15 protein-coding genes, 1 tRNA gene and 1 other RNA gene are annotated in these 16,132 nt (G+C 53.5%); 12 read left to right on the top strand and 5 right to left on the bottom strand.

Annotated elements, in window-relative coordinates; genetic code table 11:
- Positions 1-11 precede the first annotated feature (11 nt).
- The 3 genes from BMI79_RS03070 to kdsA are packed head-to-tail and all read left to right on the top strand — an operon-like array spanning position 12 to position 2,097.
- Positions 12-410, top strand: a complete 399-nt coding sequence (locus tag BMI79_RS03070) for a SirB2 family protein (RefSeq protein ID WP_076940342.1) — start codon at positions 12-14, stop codon at positions 408-410.
- The gene (gene sirB1, locus BMI79_RS03065; RefSeq protein ID WP_076940341.1) at positions 407-1,216 is read left to right on the top strand and encodes an invasion regulator SirB1; all 810 of its coding nucleotides are present in this window, start codon (positions 407-409) and stop codon (positions 1,214-1,216) included. The genes BMI79_RS03070 and sirB1 overlap by 4 nt, the downstream gene beginning before the upstream one ends.
- A 26-nt stretch (positions 1,217-1,242) precedes the next feature.
- Complete coding sequence (gene kdsA, locus BMI79_RS03060; protein WP_076940340.1) at positions 1,243-2,097, top strand: 3-deoxy-8-phosphooctulonate synthase; 855 nt, start codon at positions 1,243-1,245, stop codon at positions 2,095-2,097.
- A gap of 206 nt (positions 2,098-2,303) precedes the next feature.
- Here kdsA and dauA read toward each other — a convergent pair whose 3' ends face one another.
- Both dauA and BMI79_RS03050 read right to left on the bottom strand, forming a co-directional pair.
- Entirely contained in the window at positions 2,304-3,995 is a 1,692-nt protein-coding gene (dauA, locus tag BMI79_RS03055) for a C4-dicarboxylic acid transporter DauA (protein WP_076940339.1), read from the bottom strand.
- Positions 3,996-4,195: 200 nt separating this feature from the next.
- Positions 4,196-4,681, bottom strand: a complete 486-nt coding sequence (locus tag BMI79_RS03050; protein WP_076940338.1) for a heme-degrading domain-containing protein — start codon at positions 4,679-4,681, stop codon at positions 4,196-4,198.
- A 190-nt stretch (positions 4,682-4,871) separates the two neighbouring features.
- On the opposite strand from BMI79_RS03050, the gene BMI79_RS03045 reads away from it, so the two are divergent.
- The gene (locus BMI79_RS03045; RefSeq protein ID WP_076940337.1) at positions 4,872-5,969 is read left to right on the top strand and encodes a GGDEF domain-containing protein; all 1,098 of its coding nucleotides are present in this window, start codon (positions 4,872-4,874) and stop codon (positions 5,967-5,969) included.
- 140 nt (positions 5,970-6,109) lie between these two features.
- Positions 6,110-6,649, top strand: coding sequence for a DUF2058 domain-containing protein (locus BMI79_RS03040; protein WP_076940336.1), 540 nt, complete (start codon positions 6,110-6,112; stop codon positions 6,647-6,649).
- Positions 6,650-7,086: 437 nt separating this feature from the next.
- Here BMI79_RS03040 and BMI79_RS03035 read toward each other — a convergent pair whose 3' ends face one another.
- From BMI79_RS03035 to BMI79_RS03025, 3 genes are all read right to left on the bottom strand, one after another.
- The gene (locus BMI79_RS03035) at positions 7,087-8,262 is read right to left on the bottom strand and encodes an acyltransferase family protein (RefSeq protein ID WP_076940335.1); all 1,176 of its coding nucleotides are present in this window, start codon (positions 8,260-8,262) and stop codon (positions 7,087-7,089) included.
- Between the two features lie 587 nt (positions 8,263-8,849).
- Positions 8,850-8,972, bottom strand: a non-coding RNA gene (locus BMI79_RS03030) — RtT sRNA.
- Between the two features lie 44 nt (positions 8,973-9,016).
- A tRNA-Ser gene (locus BMI79_RS03025) sits at positions 9,017-9,106 on the bottom strand.
- 445 nt (positions 9,107-9,551) lie between these two features.
- Here BMI79_RS03025 and nrfA point away from each other — a divergent pair.
- From nrfA to BMI79_RS02990, 7 genes are read left to right on the top strand one after another with little or no spacing between them, the layout of a single operon-like run.
- Positions 9,552-10,985, top strand: coding sequence for an ammonia-forming nitrite reductase cytochrome c552 subunit (gene nrfA / locus BMI79_RS03020; RefSeq protein WP_076940400.1), 1,434 nt, complete (start codon positions 9,552-9,554; stop codon positions 10,983-10,985).
- A gap of 42 nt (positions 10,986-11,027) precedes the next feature.
- The gene (gene nrfB, locus BMI79_RS03015) at positions 11,028-11,597 is read left to right on the top strand and encodes a cytochrome c nitrite reductase pentaheme subunit (RefSeq protein WP_076940334.1); all 570 of its coding nucleotides are present in this window, start codon (positions 11,028-11,030) and stop codon (positions 11,595-11,597) included.
- Positions 11,594-12,265 (top strand): cytochrome c nitrite reductase Fe-S protein, encoded by a 672-nt coding sequence (nrfC, locus tag BMI79_RS03010; protein ID WP_076940333.1) that lies wholly within the window; start codon positions 11,594-11,596, stop codon positions 12,263-12,265. Before nrfB ends, nrfC begins: the two co-directional genes overlap by 4 nt.
- On the top strand, positions 12,262-13,209 hold the full coding sequence (gene nrfD, locus BMI79_RS03005; RefSeq protein WP_076940332.1) for a cytochrome c nitrite reductase subunit NrfD: 948 nt from the start codon (positions 12,262-12,264) through the stop codon (positions 13,207-13,209). Before nrfC ends, nrfD begins: the two co-directional genes overlap by 4 nt.
- 31 nt (positions 13,210-13,240) lie before the next feature.
- Positions 13,241-14,926, top strand: a complete 1,686-nt coding sequence (gene nrfE / locus BMI79_RS03000) for a heme lyase NrfEFG subunit NrfE (protein WP_076940331.1) — start codon at positions 13,241-13,243, stop codon at positions 14,924-14,926.
- Complete coding sequence (locus BMI79_RS23970) at positions 14,914-15,300, top strand: cytochrome c-type biogenesis protein CcmH (RefSeq protein ID WP_076940330.1); 387 nt, start codon at positions 14,914-14,916, stop codon at positions 15,298-15,300. Before nrfE ends, BMI79_RS23970 begins: the two co-directional genes overlap by 13 nt.
- A complete protein-coding gene (locus BMI79_RS02990; protein ID WP_076940329.1) occupies positions 15,297-15,863 on the top strand; it encodes a TPR domain-containing protein in 567 nt (188 codons plus the stop codon). The genes BMI79_RS23970 and BMI79_RS02990 overlap by 4 nt, the downstream gene beginning before the upstream one ends.
- The last annotated feature ends 269 nt before the right edge of the window (positions 15,864-16,132 follow it).

Here is a 16,132-nt window from a genome sequence, read left to right as displayed (position 1 = left end):
AAGGAAGCACTATGGTAGCTTACATGGCGTTAAAGCACCTGCATCTGTTGACGGTAGCTATCAGTATCATCTTGTTTGTGCTGCGATTCTTCTGGAAATGGCGCGACTCGGCGATGATGCAGAAGCGTTGGGTAAAAATAACCCCGCATATCAACGATACGCTGTTGTTCCTTACCGGGATTGCATTGGTGGTGATGCTAAAATTTTACCCCCTGTTGAGCGTCGACTCGTGGCTGACCGAGAAGCTGTTTGGCGTTATTATCTATATCCTGCTTGGCTATGTTGCGTTGGGCAAGAAAACCAAGAGCTGGAATCTGCGCACGTTGGCGTTTGTTCTGGCTCTGGGCTGTTTGTACCTGATCGTTAAACTTGCCACGACGAAAATACCGTTTCTGATGGGATACCTATGAGTAGCATTGCTGATTTCGAATTTAACTCCTCACCTTTGAGTGACGGTGTGATCCTGGTGTCACAGGCCATCCGGCGAGATTTTCCTGCGGCTGACGTGGCGCGCAGGCTGCAGCAACTGGCTGATGAAGCACGAGCGGCCATCCCGGACGATCTCAACCAGGAACAGCAACTGGATGCGCTTATCGAACTGTTTTTTAAAACCTGGGGTTTTGGCGGTGCCAGAGGGGTTTATCGCCTGTCCGATGCCATCTGGTTGGATAAGGTACTGGAAGCACGGCAAGGCACCCCGGTGTCATTAGGAACGATTTTTCTGTATATCGCGCAGCAAATAGACTTGCCGCTGATGCCGGTGATTTTCCCCACGCAGCTCATTCTGCGTGCCGACTGGCTGGATGAAGAAATGTGGTTAATCAACCCGCTGAACGGTGAAACGCTGAACGAGCACCAGTTGGAAGTGTGGCTCAAAGGCAACCTGGGGCTGGGGGCGGAGCTGGAAGATGACGATCTGGATGAGTCAGAACACGTTCTGGTGGTGCGCAAAATGCTGGACACGCTGAAGGCGGCCCTGATGGAAGAGAAGCAGATGGAATTGGCACTGCGTGCCAGTGAAGCTGTGCTGAGCTTTGATCCGGACGACCCTTATGAGATCCGCGATCGTGGGCTGATTTACGCGCAGTTGGAGTGCAACCATATCGCGATCTCCGATCTTAACTATTTTGTTGAGCAGTGCCCTGAAGATCCGGTCAGTGAAGTGATTAAAATCCAGATCCACGCGATCGAACTCAAGCAGGTTACGCTGCACTAATTCATTCCGAAATATAAGGCGCAAGCATGAAACAGAAAGTAATTAGCATTGGTGACATCAAGGTAGCGAACGACCTGCCGTTTGTGCTGTTTGGCGGTATGAACGTGCTCGAATCACGTGATTTGGCGATGCGCATCTGTGAACACTACGTCACCGTTACGCAAAAGCTGGGCATTCCTTACGTTTTCAAAGCGTCGTTTGATAAAGCCAACCGCTCTTCCATCCACTCATATCGTGGCCCAGGTTTGGAAGAGGGGATGAAAATTTTCCAGGAAATCAAAAGCACCTTCGGGGTAAAAGTGATCACCGATGTGCATGAAGTTGCGCAGGCGCAGCCGGTTTCCGAAGTGGTTGATGTGATTCAGTTACCCGCCTTCCTGGCGCGCCAGACCGATCTGGTGGAAGCCATGGCAAAAACCGGCGCGGTGATTAACGTCAAGAAACCCCAGTTCGTCAGCCCTGGCCAGATGGGCAATATCGTTGATAAATTCAAAGAGGGCGGCAACGATCAGGTGATCCTGTGCGATCGCGGCAGCAACTTCGGTTACGACAACCTGGTGGTCGACATGCTGGGTATCAACGTGATGAAGAATGTGACCGGTGGCCATCCGGTGATCTTTGATGTCACCCACGCGTTGCAAACCCGCGATCCGTTCGGTGCTGCATCTGGTGGCCGTCGCGCGCAGGTGACTGAGCTGGCACGTGCCGGTATGGCGGTCGGTTTGGCAGGGCTGTTTATTGAAGCTCACCCGGAGCCAAACAGCGCCAAGTGCGACGGCCCGTCTGCGTTACCGCTGGATAAGCTGGAGCCATTCCTGGTGCAGATGAAAGCCATCGACGATCTGGTGAAGAGTTTCCCAGAGCTGGATACCAGCAATTAAGTTGATGGTTGTTGCGCAGGCAAAGAAGCCCGACGATGTGTCGGGCTGAGGTTGATGACAAAGTAGTTTTTGAACCCGAGATACTCGGGCCTAGCGCACCGAGGGGCGCTCCGGCGGCTTACGCCGCTACGACCCCTTCGGCACGCTCTCCCTAATAACGGGCTTTGTCAGCAGTCTGAGCCCGACGATGTGTCGGGCTTTTCTGTTTATGGGGTACCGAGCGCGGCCAACGCTTCCGGCAGCGTGGGGTAGAAATGCAGTTTCCCTTCAATGGGTTGCATACGCGCGCGCGCCAGCGTTTTCAGCGGCTGGAATGGAATATCGGTGATCGCCAACTGCTTACCGGTGGGCAGGGTATCAATATAACGCTGCAGTGCGTGCAAACCGCCGGCATCCAGCACTGGCACCGCATCCCACTGCAACACGATGGTGTGATAGTTCTCACTGCGTAACAGTAATTCGCTGAAGATGCGTTCGGCGGCGGCGAAGAACAGCGGGCCGTTGACGCGCATCACCAAAATGCCGTTTTCCGTGCTCAGTTCGCTTAAACGCGTCATGCGTGCAATGCGGCGCATAAACAGCAGCGAAGCCAGCACGATACCAACGGTAATGGCGATCACCATATCAAACAGCACCGTCAGTGACATGCACAGCATCATCACCAGAATGTCGTCCTTCGGTGCGCGGCGCAGCAGGTAAACCACCTTATGTGCCTCACTCATATTCCATGCCACCATCAGCAGCAACGCGGCCATCGCCGCCAGCGGCAGATAAGAGAGCCAAGGGGCGAGCACCAGCAACGCCAGCAGCACCAACAGCGAGTGGATAATGGCCGAGACCGGTGAGGTGGCTCCAGCACGCACGTTAGCGGCTGAACGGGCAATGGCTGCCGTGGCGGTAATCCCACCAAAGAATGGCGCGATAATGTTGCCAGCCCCTTGCCCAATCAGCTCGGTATTGGAGTGGTGCTTTTTACCGGTCATTCCATCCAACACCACGGCGCATAAAAGCGACTCGATAGCGCCGAGCATCGCCATGGAGAACGCGGCGGGCAACAGTGCAGAAAGCAGGTGCCAACTCAGCTCAATTGGCTTTCCGCCGCTGGCGGGGAGATCCCAAGGGAGCACCAGCTGTGGCAAAATCGGCGGGATCCCTTGCCCCTGGCTGCCGTCGGCCAGTTGGAAACTGAAGCGGGAGCCAATGGTGGCGACCTGGTGGTCAAACAGAGCCAGGATGGCCATCAGCGCGGTTCCTACCAGCAGCGCGGGCAGGTGGCCGGGCACCCGCAGCCCCAGCTTTGGCCAGAAGATCAGGATTAATAGGGTAACGACACCGATCAGCGTATCGCCGAAATCCACGCTGGGCAGCGCATGCAGCAGGGCGTAGACTTTACCGATGTAATTTTCCGGTACTTCGGCCATGGCAAGCCCAAAAAAGTCTTTCACCTGCATGGTGGCAATGGTGATGGCGATCCCAGAGGTAAAACCGAGTGTTACCGACAGCGGGATGTATTCAATCAGGCGGCCAAGGCGCGCCAACCCCATCAACAGCAGAAACAGGCCGGAAATCATGGTGGCAATCAACAGGCCAGAAAGCCCGAACTGCTGCGAAACGGGGTATAAAATAACGACAAAAGCGGCGGTAGGGCCAGAGACGCTATAACGTGAGCCGCCGCTGACGGCAATCACGATCCCGGCAATCGCCGAGGTGTAAAGCCCGTACTGTGGTGGAACACCGCTGGCAATCGCCAGTGCCATCGCCAGAGGAATGGCGATAATACCGACGGTGACCCCGGCAATCGCATCTTTCAGCAGACGTTGAAGTGAATAAGGTTCCCGCCAACAGGCTTCAATCAGCGCGCTGAAGGGGCGAATGCCGTTAATTTCGTGCGTTTTCATCTAAGTTGCAAACCAAATCTAGAAAAGAGAAAGGAATGGCGGGCCAGATGAGGTCCGTCGCGGATAGCTGAAGATACCATACCCCTTTCTGTGGGCAGATACCTAGACCTGTATCAATGCAGTCATTATTGCTGCCATTGACAATGGGTTCAGACCGGCGTACCGGTCTGTATGGTGGGGATAAGTGCGATTTTTACGGCTTAGTGCATGGCTGGCAGGGATAAGCCGAGAAAGTGCGCCAGAGTATCTACCAAAAGATTATGATCTTCACGCTGCGGCGAACCGGAGATGGCAATCGTTCCAATACAACCCACACCGGCCAGCCGGATCGGAAATGCACCGCCATGGGCCGCATAGTCTCGCACGCTGAGGCCATACCTTTCTTCCAGCGTGACTTGGCGCTGCTGCAGGCGCAGGCCGACGGCATAGGAACTTTTATGAAAGTGATTAACCACATTGCGCTTGCGGCGCACCCAGTCAGCATTATCTGGCGTGGTGCCCGGCATGGCGTAGGAGAACAACGTGTGCCCGGTAAGCTGGATTTCGATAGCGATCGCCAGATGGTGCTGTTCAGCCGCCGTTTTCAGCGCGATGCCCAATTCCCAGGCGGTGGTATGATCGAAATGGTGAAAGGTTAATGCCGTTTCCTGCATAGCTAACGCTTGTAAACCGTCCTCAATATTCATGACTTATCCCCTTGGCGCTATTGTGAACAGACTATTCTGATCGGAGGGAGCGTTAAAGACAGTCTCATCATAACTTAGAACTGCTAGTCTATTATTATCGCGAGTAATATGTCAGTGACCTGGAGCGGGTGAGATAAGGATTTTTAGCGACGAATCACCCTGCGGACATCTGGGGGCATGCCGGATACCTATGACATACGTTGCCTCGATCGCTTCTTTGTACAGTGATGCCTGCATCACTTATGCCACGCTGTCACTGAGTTATTTTGTTCTGAGCAAGAATGCGCCTTTCTCTTACCATTCTGAACTGTGGAAACGCGTGCTGTTTGGTGCGCTGGCTGGCTTAGCGGTGCTTTATCTGAACCACGATCGGTTCCCGTTGGCTCACGGTGTTTATTATAGCTTTAGCATGATCCCGATGATTCTCGTCATCTTCTTTGGTGGCGGTGTCAGTGGATTGGCATGTTATTTGGTGAGCTTCATTTTTACCGGCGGATTCACGCTAGATAATCTGTTTATTGCTTCGATCGTTTTACCCTTGCTGCTTTCAGCGGTATGGCAAAAAAAATCGAACGGCGTGTTTTATCTCACCATTAGCATCATTGCGCTCTACCGTATTATCGTTGTTGGTACACAGGTTAATTTTCAAGAGCTATGGCTAGATATTCTGCTGTATCAGGCGGCTTCAGCCCTCTGCCTGGCTATTTGTTACCATGCCCTGATTTTTAAAGAGCGCCACATTCATGCCTTTTTTACCATGCGTAATAAAGCCACGATAGATAGCCTGACCCATATTAACAATCGAGCCAGCATCGATTACAAAATGATGGTGCTGCATGAGCAGCGTCAGCCTTGTGGCTTAATGATGCTGGATTTGGATGATTTTAAAAAGGTGAATGATACCTATGGCCATCTGGCGGGGGATGGCGTGCTGACGGGAATTGGCCGTATTTTGCAGGGCAGCGTTCATAGCGAGGATTTTGTCGGGCGCTATGGTGGTGAGGAGTTTATCGTGATTACTGCCAGCCATGACCCGGCATATATTCATACGGTGGCGGAACGTATTCGCAGCAAGGTTGAAAGTTCATGCTTTAGAACAGAAGAGGGCAATGAAATCCGCCTGACGATCTCTATCGGCACCTCATTGTTTTTACCTGGAATGACGGTGGAAAAAGCCATAGAGGTGGCCGACGAAGCATTGTATACCGCCAAACGCAATGGCAAGAATCGTGTGATGAGCAGCCAGTTGATGTCGTTGGCTCCGCTGGGGGACAGTTTCAGGCAGTAAGTCTGGTGCTGTGAGCGCTGTGTCTGAACCTGAAGGCAGCCGCTGATTCAAATCACACCGCGATCGGATTCGGCACCTGTTACAGCCTCAAAAATTACAGGTATAATCCCACAAATTATTCAACGGGTTTAGAAGCGAAGATGACAAAACTTACCTTACAAGAGCAGATGCTGAAAGCTGGATTAGTGACCAGCAAAAAAATGGCCAAGGTCCAAAAAACGGCTAAAAAATCACGAGTTCAGGCCCGTGAGGCAAGAGAGGCGGTAGAAGAAAATAAAAAAGCACAACTTGAGCGTGATAGACAGCTAAGCGAACAGCAAAAACAAGCTGCTTTATCTAAAGAATACAAAGCGCAGGTGAAGCAGCTCATTGAAATGAACCGAGTGGTCATTGCAAAAGGTGATATTGATTTTAACTTCACCGATAATAATTTAATTAAAAATATCGTTGTCGATAAGCCTACTCAAGCTCAGTTGATTAACGGCCGCCTCGCCATTGCGCGTTTGGTGGTTGATAGCAGCGGCAAGAGCGAATATGCCATCATCCCCGCGAGCGTCGCTGATAAGATTGCGCAGCGAGATGCCAGCAGTATTGTATTAAACAGCGCACTGAGCCAGGAAGAGCAGGATGAAGACGATCCGTATGCTGATTTTAAAGTGCCCGATGATTTGATGTGGTAATTGATTTTTCGCAGATGCTTATGAACGAAAAGCTCGTTAGGGCTTTTCATTCAGGTCCTGTGTTCGGTAGCCGTTCAATTCATCACACTTTCAATTTTTAACATTTTATTTATAACCATAATAATTCAAGTTGCATGTAGGCGGCAACTGAGCGACAAATCAGTCAAAGACTGATTTGAACAGCGCTTGCGCTGGCCCGTAGGGTGAGCCTCGAAGAGGCTCATAATCCCCAGGAGCTTACTCAAGTAAGTGACTGGGGTGAGTGACAAATCTGCTTGGCAGATTTGAACGCTGCTTGCAGCGGCCCCGAAGGGGCGAGGCCCAATATGGGCCGAGTAACGCAGTCAACACCCAAGCAACTTGAAGTATGAAGGGTATAGATATTCAAGAAATCCCCGAGTCTGGCAGCGGTGAACTCTGTCAGACTCGGGGGTGGGTCAGATTTTGATATAAATTTGCCGGCGATACAGCATTGAACTGATCGACCAGTTGACGCAGAGGAACAGCAGGGCGTAAGCCAGTGAACTCGGGTAGTCACCTAATAGGGGTCTTAACACCCCGTCGTAGACGAGCTGATGAATCGTGACTAACGAATCGTAACTACCAAACGGAATAGTGTTTAACAGCAAAGAAAGAAAGGCCGCATTGACGTAGATAAAAAGTGGATTAATACCGAACGCTTCAAAAGGGCGGCACCAGGTTTTCTTGCCCTTAATATCAATAATCCACATGAGCAATGCGAGGAAGGATGCGGCTAAGCCACAGGTCACCAGCACAAAAGTGGGCGACCATATCTTTTTATTAATCGGGCAACCATAGCTGAGTAAAAAGCCGATAAAGGTCAGGCTGGTGCCTATAATAAATAGCGTCTGTACTTTCTGCTGAATATCCTTGGTGCGTGAGAGTATTTTGCCGCAATAAAAGCCTAACAGGACGTGGGCGATCGCCGGGAGCGTACTCAGCAATCCTTCAGGGTCAATTGCCAGCCCGGCATCTTTGTACATGTGGTTGACGCCAAGAATCGCCTGGTCAAGTTGCGAAATAATATTTTGCTCACTTTGCTCAAACCCATTGCCTGCAAGCAGAATGGCATAATATCCCAACAGAAGCGTGACGATGATATGCGGGATGTATTTATGGTTGACCAACAGGGCAATAATCGCGGTAGCTGCGTAACAGATAGCCAATCGCTGCATTACTCCTAAAATACGAATGTGCTCAAAGTTCCATAGCGAAGGCCCTAATCGCTGCCAGAACTCAACGCCCTCAGCGGTAAGCTTGTAGGAGGTTCTGAGAAACAGGGCAAACCAGGCAATGAATAATCCAATCATAAAGATAACCAAGGTGCGGGTCAGAATTTTGGTTATGGTGGCTGAACTGGCCGAGAATTGGCTTTTCTGCAGAGAAATATAAGTAGAGATGCCCATAATGAACATAAAAAAGGGGAAAACCAGATCGGTTGGCGTTAACCCATGCCAGGAGGCGTGCCCGAGAGGAGCGTAAACGTAGCTCCAAGAACCAGGATTATTGACCAGAATCATTCCTGCGATTGTCATACCTCGTAAAACATCTAAGGAAAGCAAACGATTATGAGAACTGGAGATTTTCGACATAGTATCATGTTGTCCTTAAACTAAAGATGGAATGTGGCTTAACCACAATGAGGCCGGTTGCCATGGCCTTAATATCGTTTAAATTCATATTGTTATGACGTTTTGATAAGTGTCGATATAGAGAGTGGTAGAGCTGAGGGTTCGACGCCATCGCTGTCACAGCTTATAAAAAATAGCTTAAAATGATTATATTTATTAATTATTTTGTGAGGAGGGTGATTTGCTGGAAAGAGGATGGATTTTTATGCGTGGCAAGTGCAAAGAAAGCTGATGGTCGAGGCTGTCGATGTTGCCTGGGGGAATTGCAATGCGCGTATGTCGAACCCTGTCGAGGTTCTCTTGTAGGGTTCATAAAAGAAAATAAGCCAGAATTTTCGCTCTAATGCCCGTCAGTAAAGGCTGGCCAGTTCCCTCTCCCTTGGGGAGAGGGTTAGGGTGAGGGGACGAGCACCGAGCTATAAGCCCCTCACCCCGGCCCTCTCCCACAGGGAGAGGGGGCGACTCCTTTAGCAATGGCTGCATGATTGCGCAGTTTTGCGCTTAACTGACCAACATTAGAACTTTCGTTCAGAGTTTCTCTTTGAATTTGGCGGTGAGAGAGGGCTTGATTCGCTGCGCTCACCCTTCGGGCGGCCTGCGGCCGTCCAAAATGGCAGGCCATTTTGTCGAACCCTGTCGAGGGTTCCCACCCCTCTCTTTGGGGAATCTAAAAGCAAAAAAGCCTGAACTTTCGCTCAGGCTTTCTCTTTGAATTTGGCGGTGAGAGAGGGGTTCGAACCCTCGATACACTTTCGCGTATACACACTTTCCAGGCGTGCTCCTTCAGCCACTCAGACACCTCACCGTTTCGTTGCGCGTTACTCAGTGCAACGGGGCGCTACTATAGGGAGTGACGCTGATCCGGTCAAGAATATTTTCGTGCTTTTAGCGTGGCTGGTTAAGCTGTGTTCGCATTGCTGCAAACTCCGGCGGAAATAACGACGGGCGAGAATCCAATCACTGTGAACCAACGTTCAGAACGCAGTAGAAAGAAAAACCGCGCTCCTCTATGTTACTTATTATATACCTCTTATTAGGTATTTGATTTTCAAGCACGTTTGGCTGCGCTGCGCCACTTCGCAAAAATCAATCGAAGTGGTGAATTAGCCCTCATTAACTTGATTAAAGACAACAATTTTTGTGTGGTCTATGTTATCCATAGCCAGCGAGCAGTATCGATAATATGTCCTTCGTGGATCTAATAACTAATAAGCCGCTGCTATTCAGCAGGCTAAATGGATGGGATGCTTATGACTAAGGTAAGCGATATATTGGCCATTTTTCTGGCGGGGATCTGTGCGGGTTTTGTCTCGTTTTCGCTACAAGCCGATGCCTCTAACACCGCCGTACCGCAGAAAATAGAAGCCAAAAACGAAACATTCTCTGCGCCTCACCCCGATCAATACCAATCATGGAAAGCAACCTCAGAGCAGTCGGAGCAGGTCGATGCGCTAGCGGAAGATCCACGCCTGGTGATCCTGTGGGCCGGATATCCTTTTGCGAAAGACTACAAGAAACCGCGCGGCCACGCCTATGCGCTGACGGACGTGCGTGAAACGCTGCGCACCGGTGCACCAAAGACCGCTGAAGATGGGCCACTGCCGATGGCCTGCTGGAGCTGCAAAAGCCCGGACGTTGCCAGAATGATCACCGAGCAGGGCGAAGAAGGGTATTTCCACGGTAAATGGGCACGCGGCGGCCCGGAAATTGTCAATAACCTCGGCTGTGCGGATTGTCATAACACCGCTTCAGCGGAGTTTGCCGAGGGGAAACCGGCGCTGACGCTTTCCCGCCCTTATGCTTCCCGGGCGATGGAGGCGATTGGAAAACCCTTTGATAAAGCGGGGCGTTTTGATCAACAAGCCATGGTGTGCGGGCAGTGCCACGTTGAATACTATTTTGATGGTAAAGATAAAGCGGTGAAATTCCCTTGGGATAAAGGGACCACCGTCGACGATATGGAAGTCTATTACGACAATATCGCTTTCTCCGATTGGATCAATCCGTTGTCCAAAGCGCCGCTGCTCAAAGCCCAGCACCCAGAATATGAAACCTGGCGCGCGGGTGTGCATGGCCAAAACAACGTAGCCTGTATCGACTGCCATATGCCGAAAGTGCAAAACGCTCAGGGCAAGATCTATACCGATCACAAAATCGGTAACCCCTTCGATAACTTCGAAAAAACCTGTGCCACTTGCCACACCCAGGATAAGGCCAGCCTGGAAGGGATGGTAGCCAAGCGTAAAAAAGATATCACTGAGATCAAGCTGAAGGTCGAAGACCAACTGGTGCATGCACACTTTGAGGCGAAAGCCGCGTGGGATGCCGGTGCCACAGAGGCTGAGATGAAACCGATTCTGATGGATATCCGCCATGCGCAATGGCGCTGGGATTATGCCATCGCGTCGCACGGCATTCATATGCATGCACCAGACGTTGCGCTACGGGTGTTAGGCACTGCGCTCGATCAGGCGGCTCAGGCCCGCACCAAGCTGGCCCGCCTGTTGGCGACCAAAGGTATCAGCGATGAAATCCCGTTGCCGGATATTTCCACCAAGCAAAAGGCGCAGTTGGCCTTGGGCATGGATATGCCACAGCTTAATGCGGAAAAGCAGGAATTCCTCAAGACGGTAGTACCGCAGTGGGATGAGCAGGCGCGCAAAGCCGGGCGACTCAGCCAATAACCCCTCCGCCCCGTGCGCGGGGCGTAAAAAAATGGAGTGAATATGAGCGTACTGCGTTCGTTATTAACTACCGGGGTGCTGGCCTGCAGCCTTTGGCTGACGGTATTACCGGTATCAGCTCAAACTGATAGCCCTGCGATGCAACAACAAAACGCCGAGGTGAAGTTACAACGTAACCCCGATGAGGCCTGCTTGCGCTGCCATAAGCCGCAGCAGAATGCGATGCATGGCAAACATGCAGGGGCGATCAACCCGAATAATCAGCTACCGGTGACCTGCACCAACTGCCACGGTAACCCTTCGCTGCAGCATCGCGAAGGGGTGAAGGATGTGATGCGTTTTAATGAGCCTATGTATGGCGTAGAAACGCAAAATAGCGTCTGTATGTCTTGCCACTTGCCGGAGGCGTTGCAAAAAACCTTCTGGCCGCACGATGTCCACCTGGCCAAAGTGACCTGCGCCAGTTGCCATCAGCTTCATCCCCAGCAGGATAAAATGCAGGGGCTGAGTGATAAAGGGCGGATACAGATCTGCGTGGATTGCCACCGTCAGCAACAGGATGATCCGGCGTTTAATCCAGCAGCCGTGCGGCTGGGTAAGGAGCAGCCATGAGCTGCTCACGACGCCGTTTTATTACCGGTATAGGCGTGCTGGCCGTGGCGTCTAGCGCCGTAGAGAAAGTGCTGGCGCGCACGATGAATGTTAATGGTGTGCGCTATGGCATGGTGCATGACGAGTCGCGTTGCATCGGTTGCACCGCCTGTATGGATGCCTGCCGCGAAGTGAATCAGGTGCCAGCAGGCGTTTCGCGCCTGACGATTATCCGCAGCGAACCGATCGGCAGCTTTCCAGACGTGAAGTACCGGTTTTTCCGCCACTCCTGCCAGCATTGCGACGATGCGCCCTGTGTGGATGTCTGCCCCACCGGGGCTTCATTCCGAGATGCCGCCAGCGGGATTGTCGACGTTAACCCCGATCTGTGCGTCGGTTGCCAATACTGCATTGCTGCTTGCCCGTATCGGGTGCGGTTTATTCACCCGATCAGCAAAACGGCAGATAAATGCGATTTTTGCCGCAAAACCAATCTCCGCCAGGGTAAACAGCCCGCCTGCGTGCTGTCCTGCCCGACTCAGGCGCTGATCTTTGGCAATCTCGACGATCCCAACAGTGATATCTCGCGCCTGCTGAGGCAGACCACGACTTACCGCTACAAAATTGCGCTGGGTACCCGGCCAAAAGTGTATCGCGTGCCTTTTAAATATGGGGAGATAAGTCAATGACCTCTGCGTTTCATTTTGACTCTCTAGTCTGGGACTGGCCGATCGCGATTTACCTGTTTCTGATCGGCATCTCCGCCGGTCTGGTGACGTTGAGCATTCTGCTGCGCCGTTACCACCCGCAGGAGGGCACCTCACACAGCCGCATCATGCGCACCACGCTGTTTATTGCGCCCAGTACGATCATCCTGGGGCTGGTGATCCTGATTTTCCACCTGGCGCGCCCGTGGACCTTCTGGAAGCTGATGTTCCATTACAGCTTCACTTCGGTGATGTCGATGGGGGTGATGCTGTTCCAGGTGTATACGCTGGTGCTGGTGGTCTGGCTGGCGCTGATTTTCCGCGACGAAGTGGCTGCGCTACAGCAGCGCTGGCTGCCAAAGTTGACGCTGATCCCCAACCTGTTGGCGCGCTTCCTGCCGTTTCTGCGCCCGATTGAAACCCTGATGATGGTTTTGGCCGTGCTGCTGGGAGCCTATACCGGGTTCCTGCTGTCCGCGTTGAAATCCTACCCGATGCTCAATAACCCGCTGTTGCCCGCACTGTTTCTGTTTTCGGGAGTATCATCTGGGATTGCCGTGGCGCTGTTAGCCTTTGTGTTCGGCCCCAAGGGCGATTTGCACAGCAAGGAAATGCACTTTCTGCACCGTGTCGAAACCCCGGTGGTCTGGCTGGAGATCTTCCTGCTAGCCGCCTTTTTTATCGGCCTGTGGCTGGGGGATGATGGCAAGCTGCGTGCGCTGTCGGCGGCGCTGGGTGGCGGGTTCTGGGCCTGGTGGTTCTGGCTGGGCGTGGTGGGCGTTGGGCTGTGCCTGCCGCTGTTGCTGAAGGCATTAGGCTGGGGCAAGGCGCAGGGGCAGATCCTGCTGATCAGCGGTAGCAGCCTGTGTGGAGTGTTGCTGTTGCGCTATTTCATCCTGTATGCCGGGCAAATGACGGTGGCCTGAATGATGTTGGCAGCGAAATAAGGCGGTAAACGTGCTGTTGTGGTTACCCGAATTGGGGTTTGGTGCACTGTTGCTGGCGTGTACGGCGTCATGGCTGATCTCTGGCGTGGCGCTGTTCGCGCGCCACCGGGTAGCGCTGTTGCCAATCCGTGCTTGGAGTTTGGCAATATTTGCCTTGATCGCGCTGGCGTTCGCTATCCTGCTGTTGCTGTTTTTGCGCGATGATTTTTCTGTGCTGTATGTTGCCCAGCACGGGCACAGTCAACTCTCGGGCTTACTTAAGGCCGCGGCGTTGTGGGGCGGCCACGAAGGTTCATTGCTGCTTTGGTTGCTGTGCCTGAGCGGCTGGGCTGCCGTTTTCGCCTGGCGCAGTAAGCCGGAAGAGGCAACGGCGTCCGTCACGCTGGCGATCCTGTTGCTGATCGCCGGTTGCTTTCTGATCTTCATTCTGTGCTTCTCCGATCCCTTTGTTCGCGTTTTTCCCCCGGCGGTTGAAGGGCGAGATCTGAACCCGATGCTGCAACATATCGGGCTGATTCTGCATCCCCCTCTGCTGTATCTCGGCTATGCCGGGTTCGCCGTCTGCAGTGCGGTGATGTTGGCCGCCTTGCTGAACGGGGAGTTCACTCCCCAAACTGCCGGGCAATGCCAGCATTGGGCTGCCCCAGCATGGTGTTTCCTCACCGCTGGGATCATTCTGGGGTCCTGGTGGGCCTACAGTGAATTGGGTTGGGGCGGCTGGTGGTTTTGGGATCCGGTCGAAAATGCCTCTTTGCTGCCCTGGCTGACCGCAACGGCATTGCTACACAGCTTGGCCGCTAGCCAGCGCACCGGCGGGTTGCGGCACTGGACGCTGCTGCTAACGTTTGGGACGTTCGTGCTCAGCCTGTTGGGAACCTTGATCGTGCGCTCTGGCGTGCTGCTCTCGGTACATGCCTTCGCGCTGGATGAACAGCGGGCATTACCACTATTCGTGTTGTTTGCTTTCCTGAGCGGTGCCTCGTTTCTGGTCTACGCCCTGCGTGCCAACCGGGTTGAACAGCCGGTGCCACCTGCGCCGCCTGTGTTAGTAGTGACACTGCTGCTGTTCAGTTCGGCGGCGCTGATCGTGTTGATCGGCACGCTCTACCCGATGCTGTACCGGCTGATGGGCTGGGGGCAGATTTCTGTCGGTGCGCCTTACTTCAATCTGGTTCTACTGCCTTTTGGGCTGTTGGCGTTGATCCTGATGTGCGTTGGTGGTTTTCGCCGCCGGCTTGCGCAGTGGATTGCGCATTCCGGCGTGCTGCTGGCCGCCTTGGGCATTCTGTGTTCGTCGTTGCAACGGCATGAGGTCAGCCTGAACGTGGCCGTTGGGGAAAGCGTGACGCTGGCCGGTTATGAGTTCACGTTCCGCGCGATCGAGCTACAGGCGCAGGGCAACTTCACCACCGAACAGGCGGTGATCGACGTCTCACAGCAGGGGAAAGCGCTGACGCAGCTTAGGCCGGAGCGGCGTTTTTATACCGCGCGTCGCCAGCAGATGTTTGAACCGGGCATCGACTGGAGCGTGCTGCATGACTGGTACGTGGTAATGGGCGAGAAAAGCGGTGAGGATCGTTACGCCATGCGGTTTTATGTGCAGACCGGTATCCGTTGGATCTGGTGGGGTGGTGCCCTGATGATCATGGGCGTGCTGGCCGCTCGTTGGTCAAGGAGGACGCCATGCGCAGGCTAGCCATTTTGCTGTTGTGGTGTGGGCTGGCATGGCCGCTGCGGGCGCAGGTGGTCGATACCTGGGCATTTTCCTCGCCTATGGTGCAAGAACAGGCTCTGGCGGTGGCGGCAAAAATACGTTGCCCGCAGTGCCAGAACCAGAACCTGCTGGAGTCGAATGCGCCAGCGGCAGTGGCTATGCGCCACGAGGTTTTTGCCATGACGGAGCAGGGCAAAACGGAAAGCGAGATCATGAGTTTTATGACCGCGCGTTACGGCAATTTTGTGCGCTATCAACCCGCGTTAGAGGCTTCAACTTTGGTGCTTTGGGGGCTACCGCCGCTGCTGTTGGCGCTGATCGGTATCGTGCTGTGGCGCGGAAGGAGTAAACTATGACGCCGCGCCGTTTTCATCTGTTGTTGATCGGCCTGGTGTTGACGATCGCGGCGGGCCTGTATCTGGCCAGCGGCCGGCCCGCCAGCCTGCTGGCTCAGCAGCAGGTGCAGAAACTGACCCCGGCACAGCAGGCCGATAGCCGGTTGATGCGGTTGCAGCAAAAGCTCAGCCAGACTCCGCAGGACAGCGTGCTGTGGGCTGAGTTGGGAGAATACTATCTCTACAGGGATAACTTTGACGCTGCGATCGCCGCCTATCAGCAGGCGTTGGCGCTGCGCGGCGGTAACGCAGAACTCTATTCCGCGCTGGCGACGGTGCTCTATTATCAGGCCGGGCAGCATCTGACGCCGCAGGCGGCGGGCTATATCGAACAAGCCTTGCAGATGGATCCAGACGAAGTATCGGCCCTGATGCTGCTGGCTGCGGATGCCTTTATGCAGGCGGACTACGCACGGGCGAGTGGCTTGTGGCAGCGCCTGTTAGACAGCAATTCCCCGCGCGTGGATCGCCAGCAGCTTATCGCAGCCATTAATATGGCTAAGATGCTGATGCGGCAGCCATAAGCCGCATCAGGCCCGCAGAAAATCATGCCAGCGGCGCACCAGATAATTATGTTCATCCATCACTGAGTTCTAGACCGCGATGTGGCTCATTCGCTGCCCCCATCCTGGGTTTCACCCTGTGTTCAAGTTGCTAGGGGGGCGTTACACGGCCATATTGAGCCCCACCCCTTCGGGGGGGCTGCAAGCAGCGTTCAAAACTGCTGGCCAGCGCTGTTCAAATCGGTCAGTTGCCGCCTACAAGTAACTCGAATTATTTCGGGTATAGATGT

The organism is Serratia oryzae (assembly GCF_001976145.1).
Classification (GTDB): domain Bacteria; phylum Pseudomonadota; class Gammaproteobacteria; order Enterobacterales; family Enterobacteriaceae; genus Chania; species Chania oryzae.
Note: the sequence above shows the minus strand (reverse complement) of the source record. Positions and strands in the feature narration are given on the sequence as shown.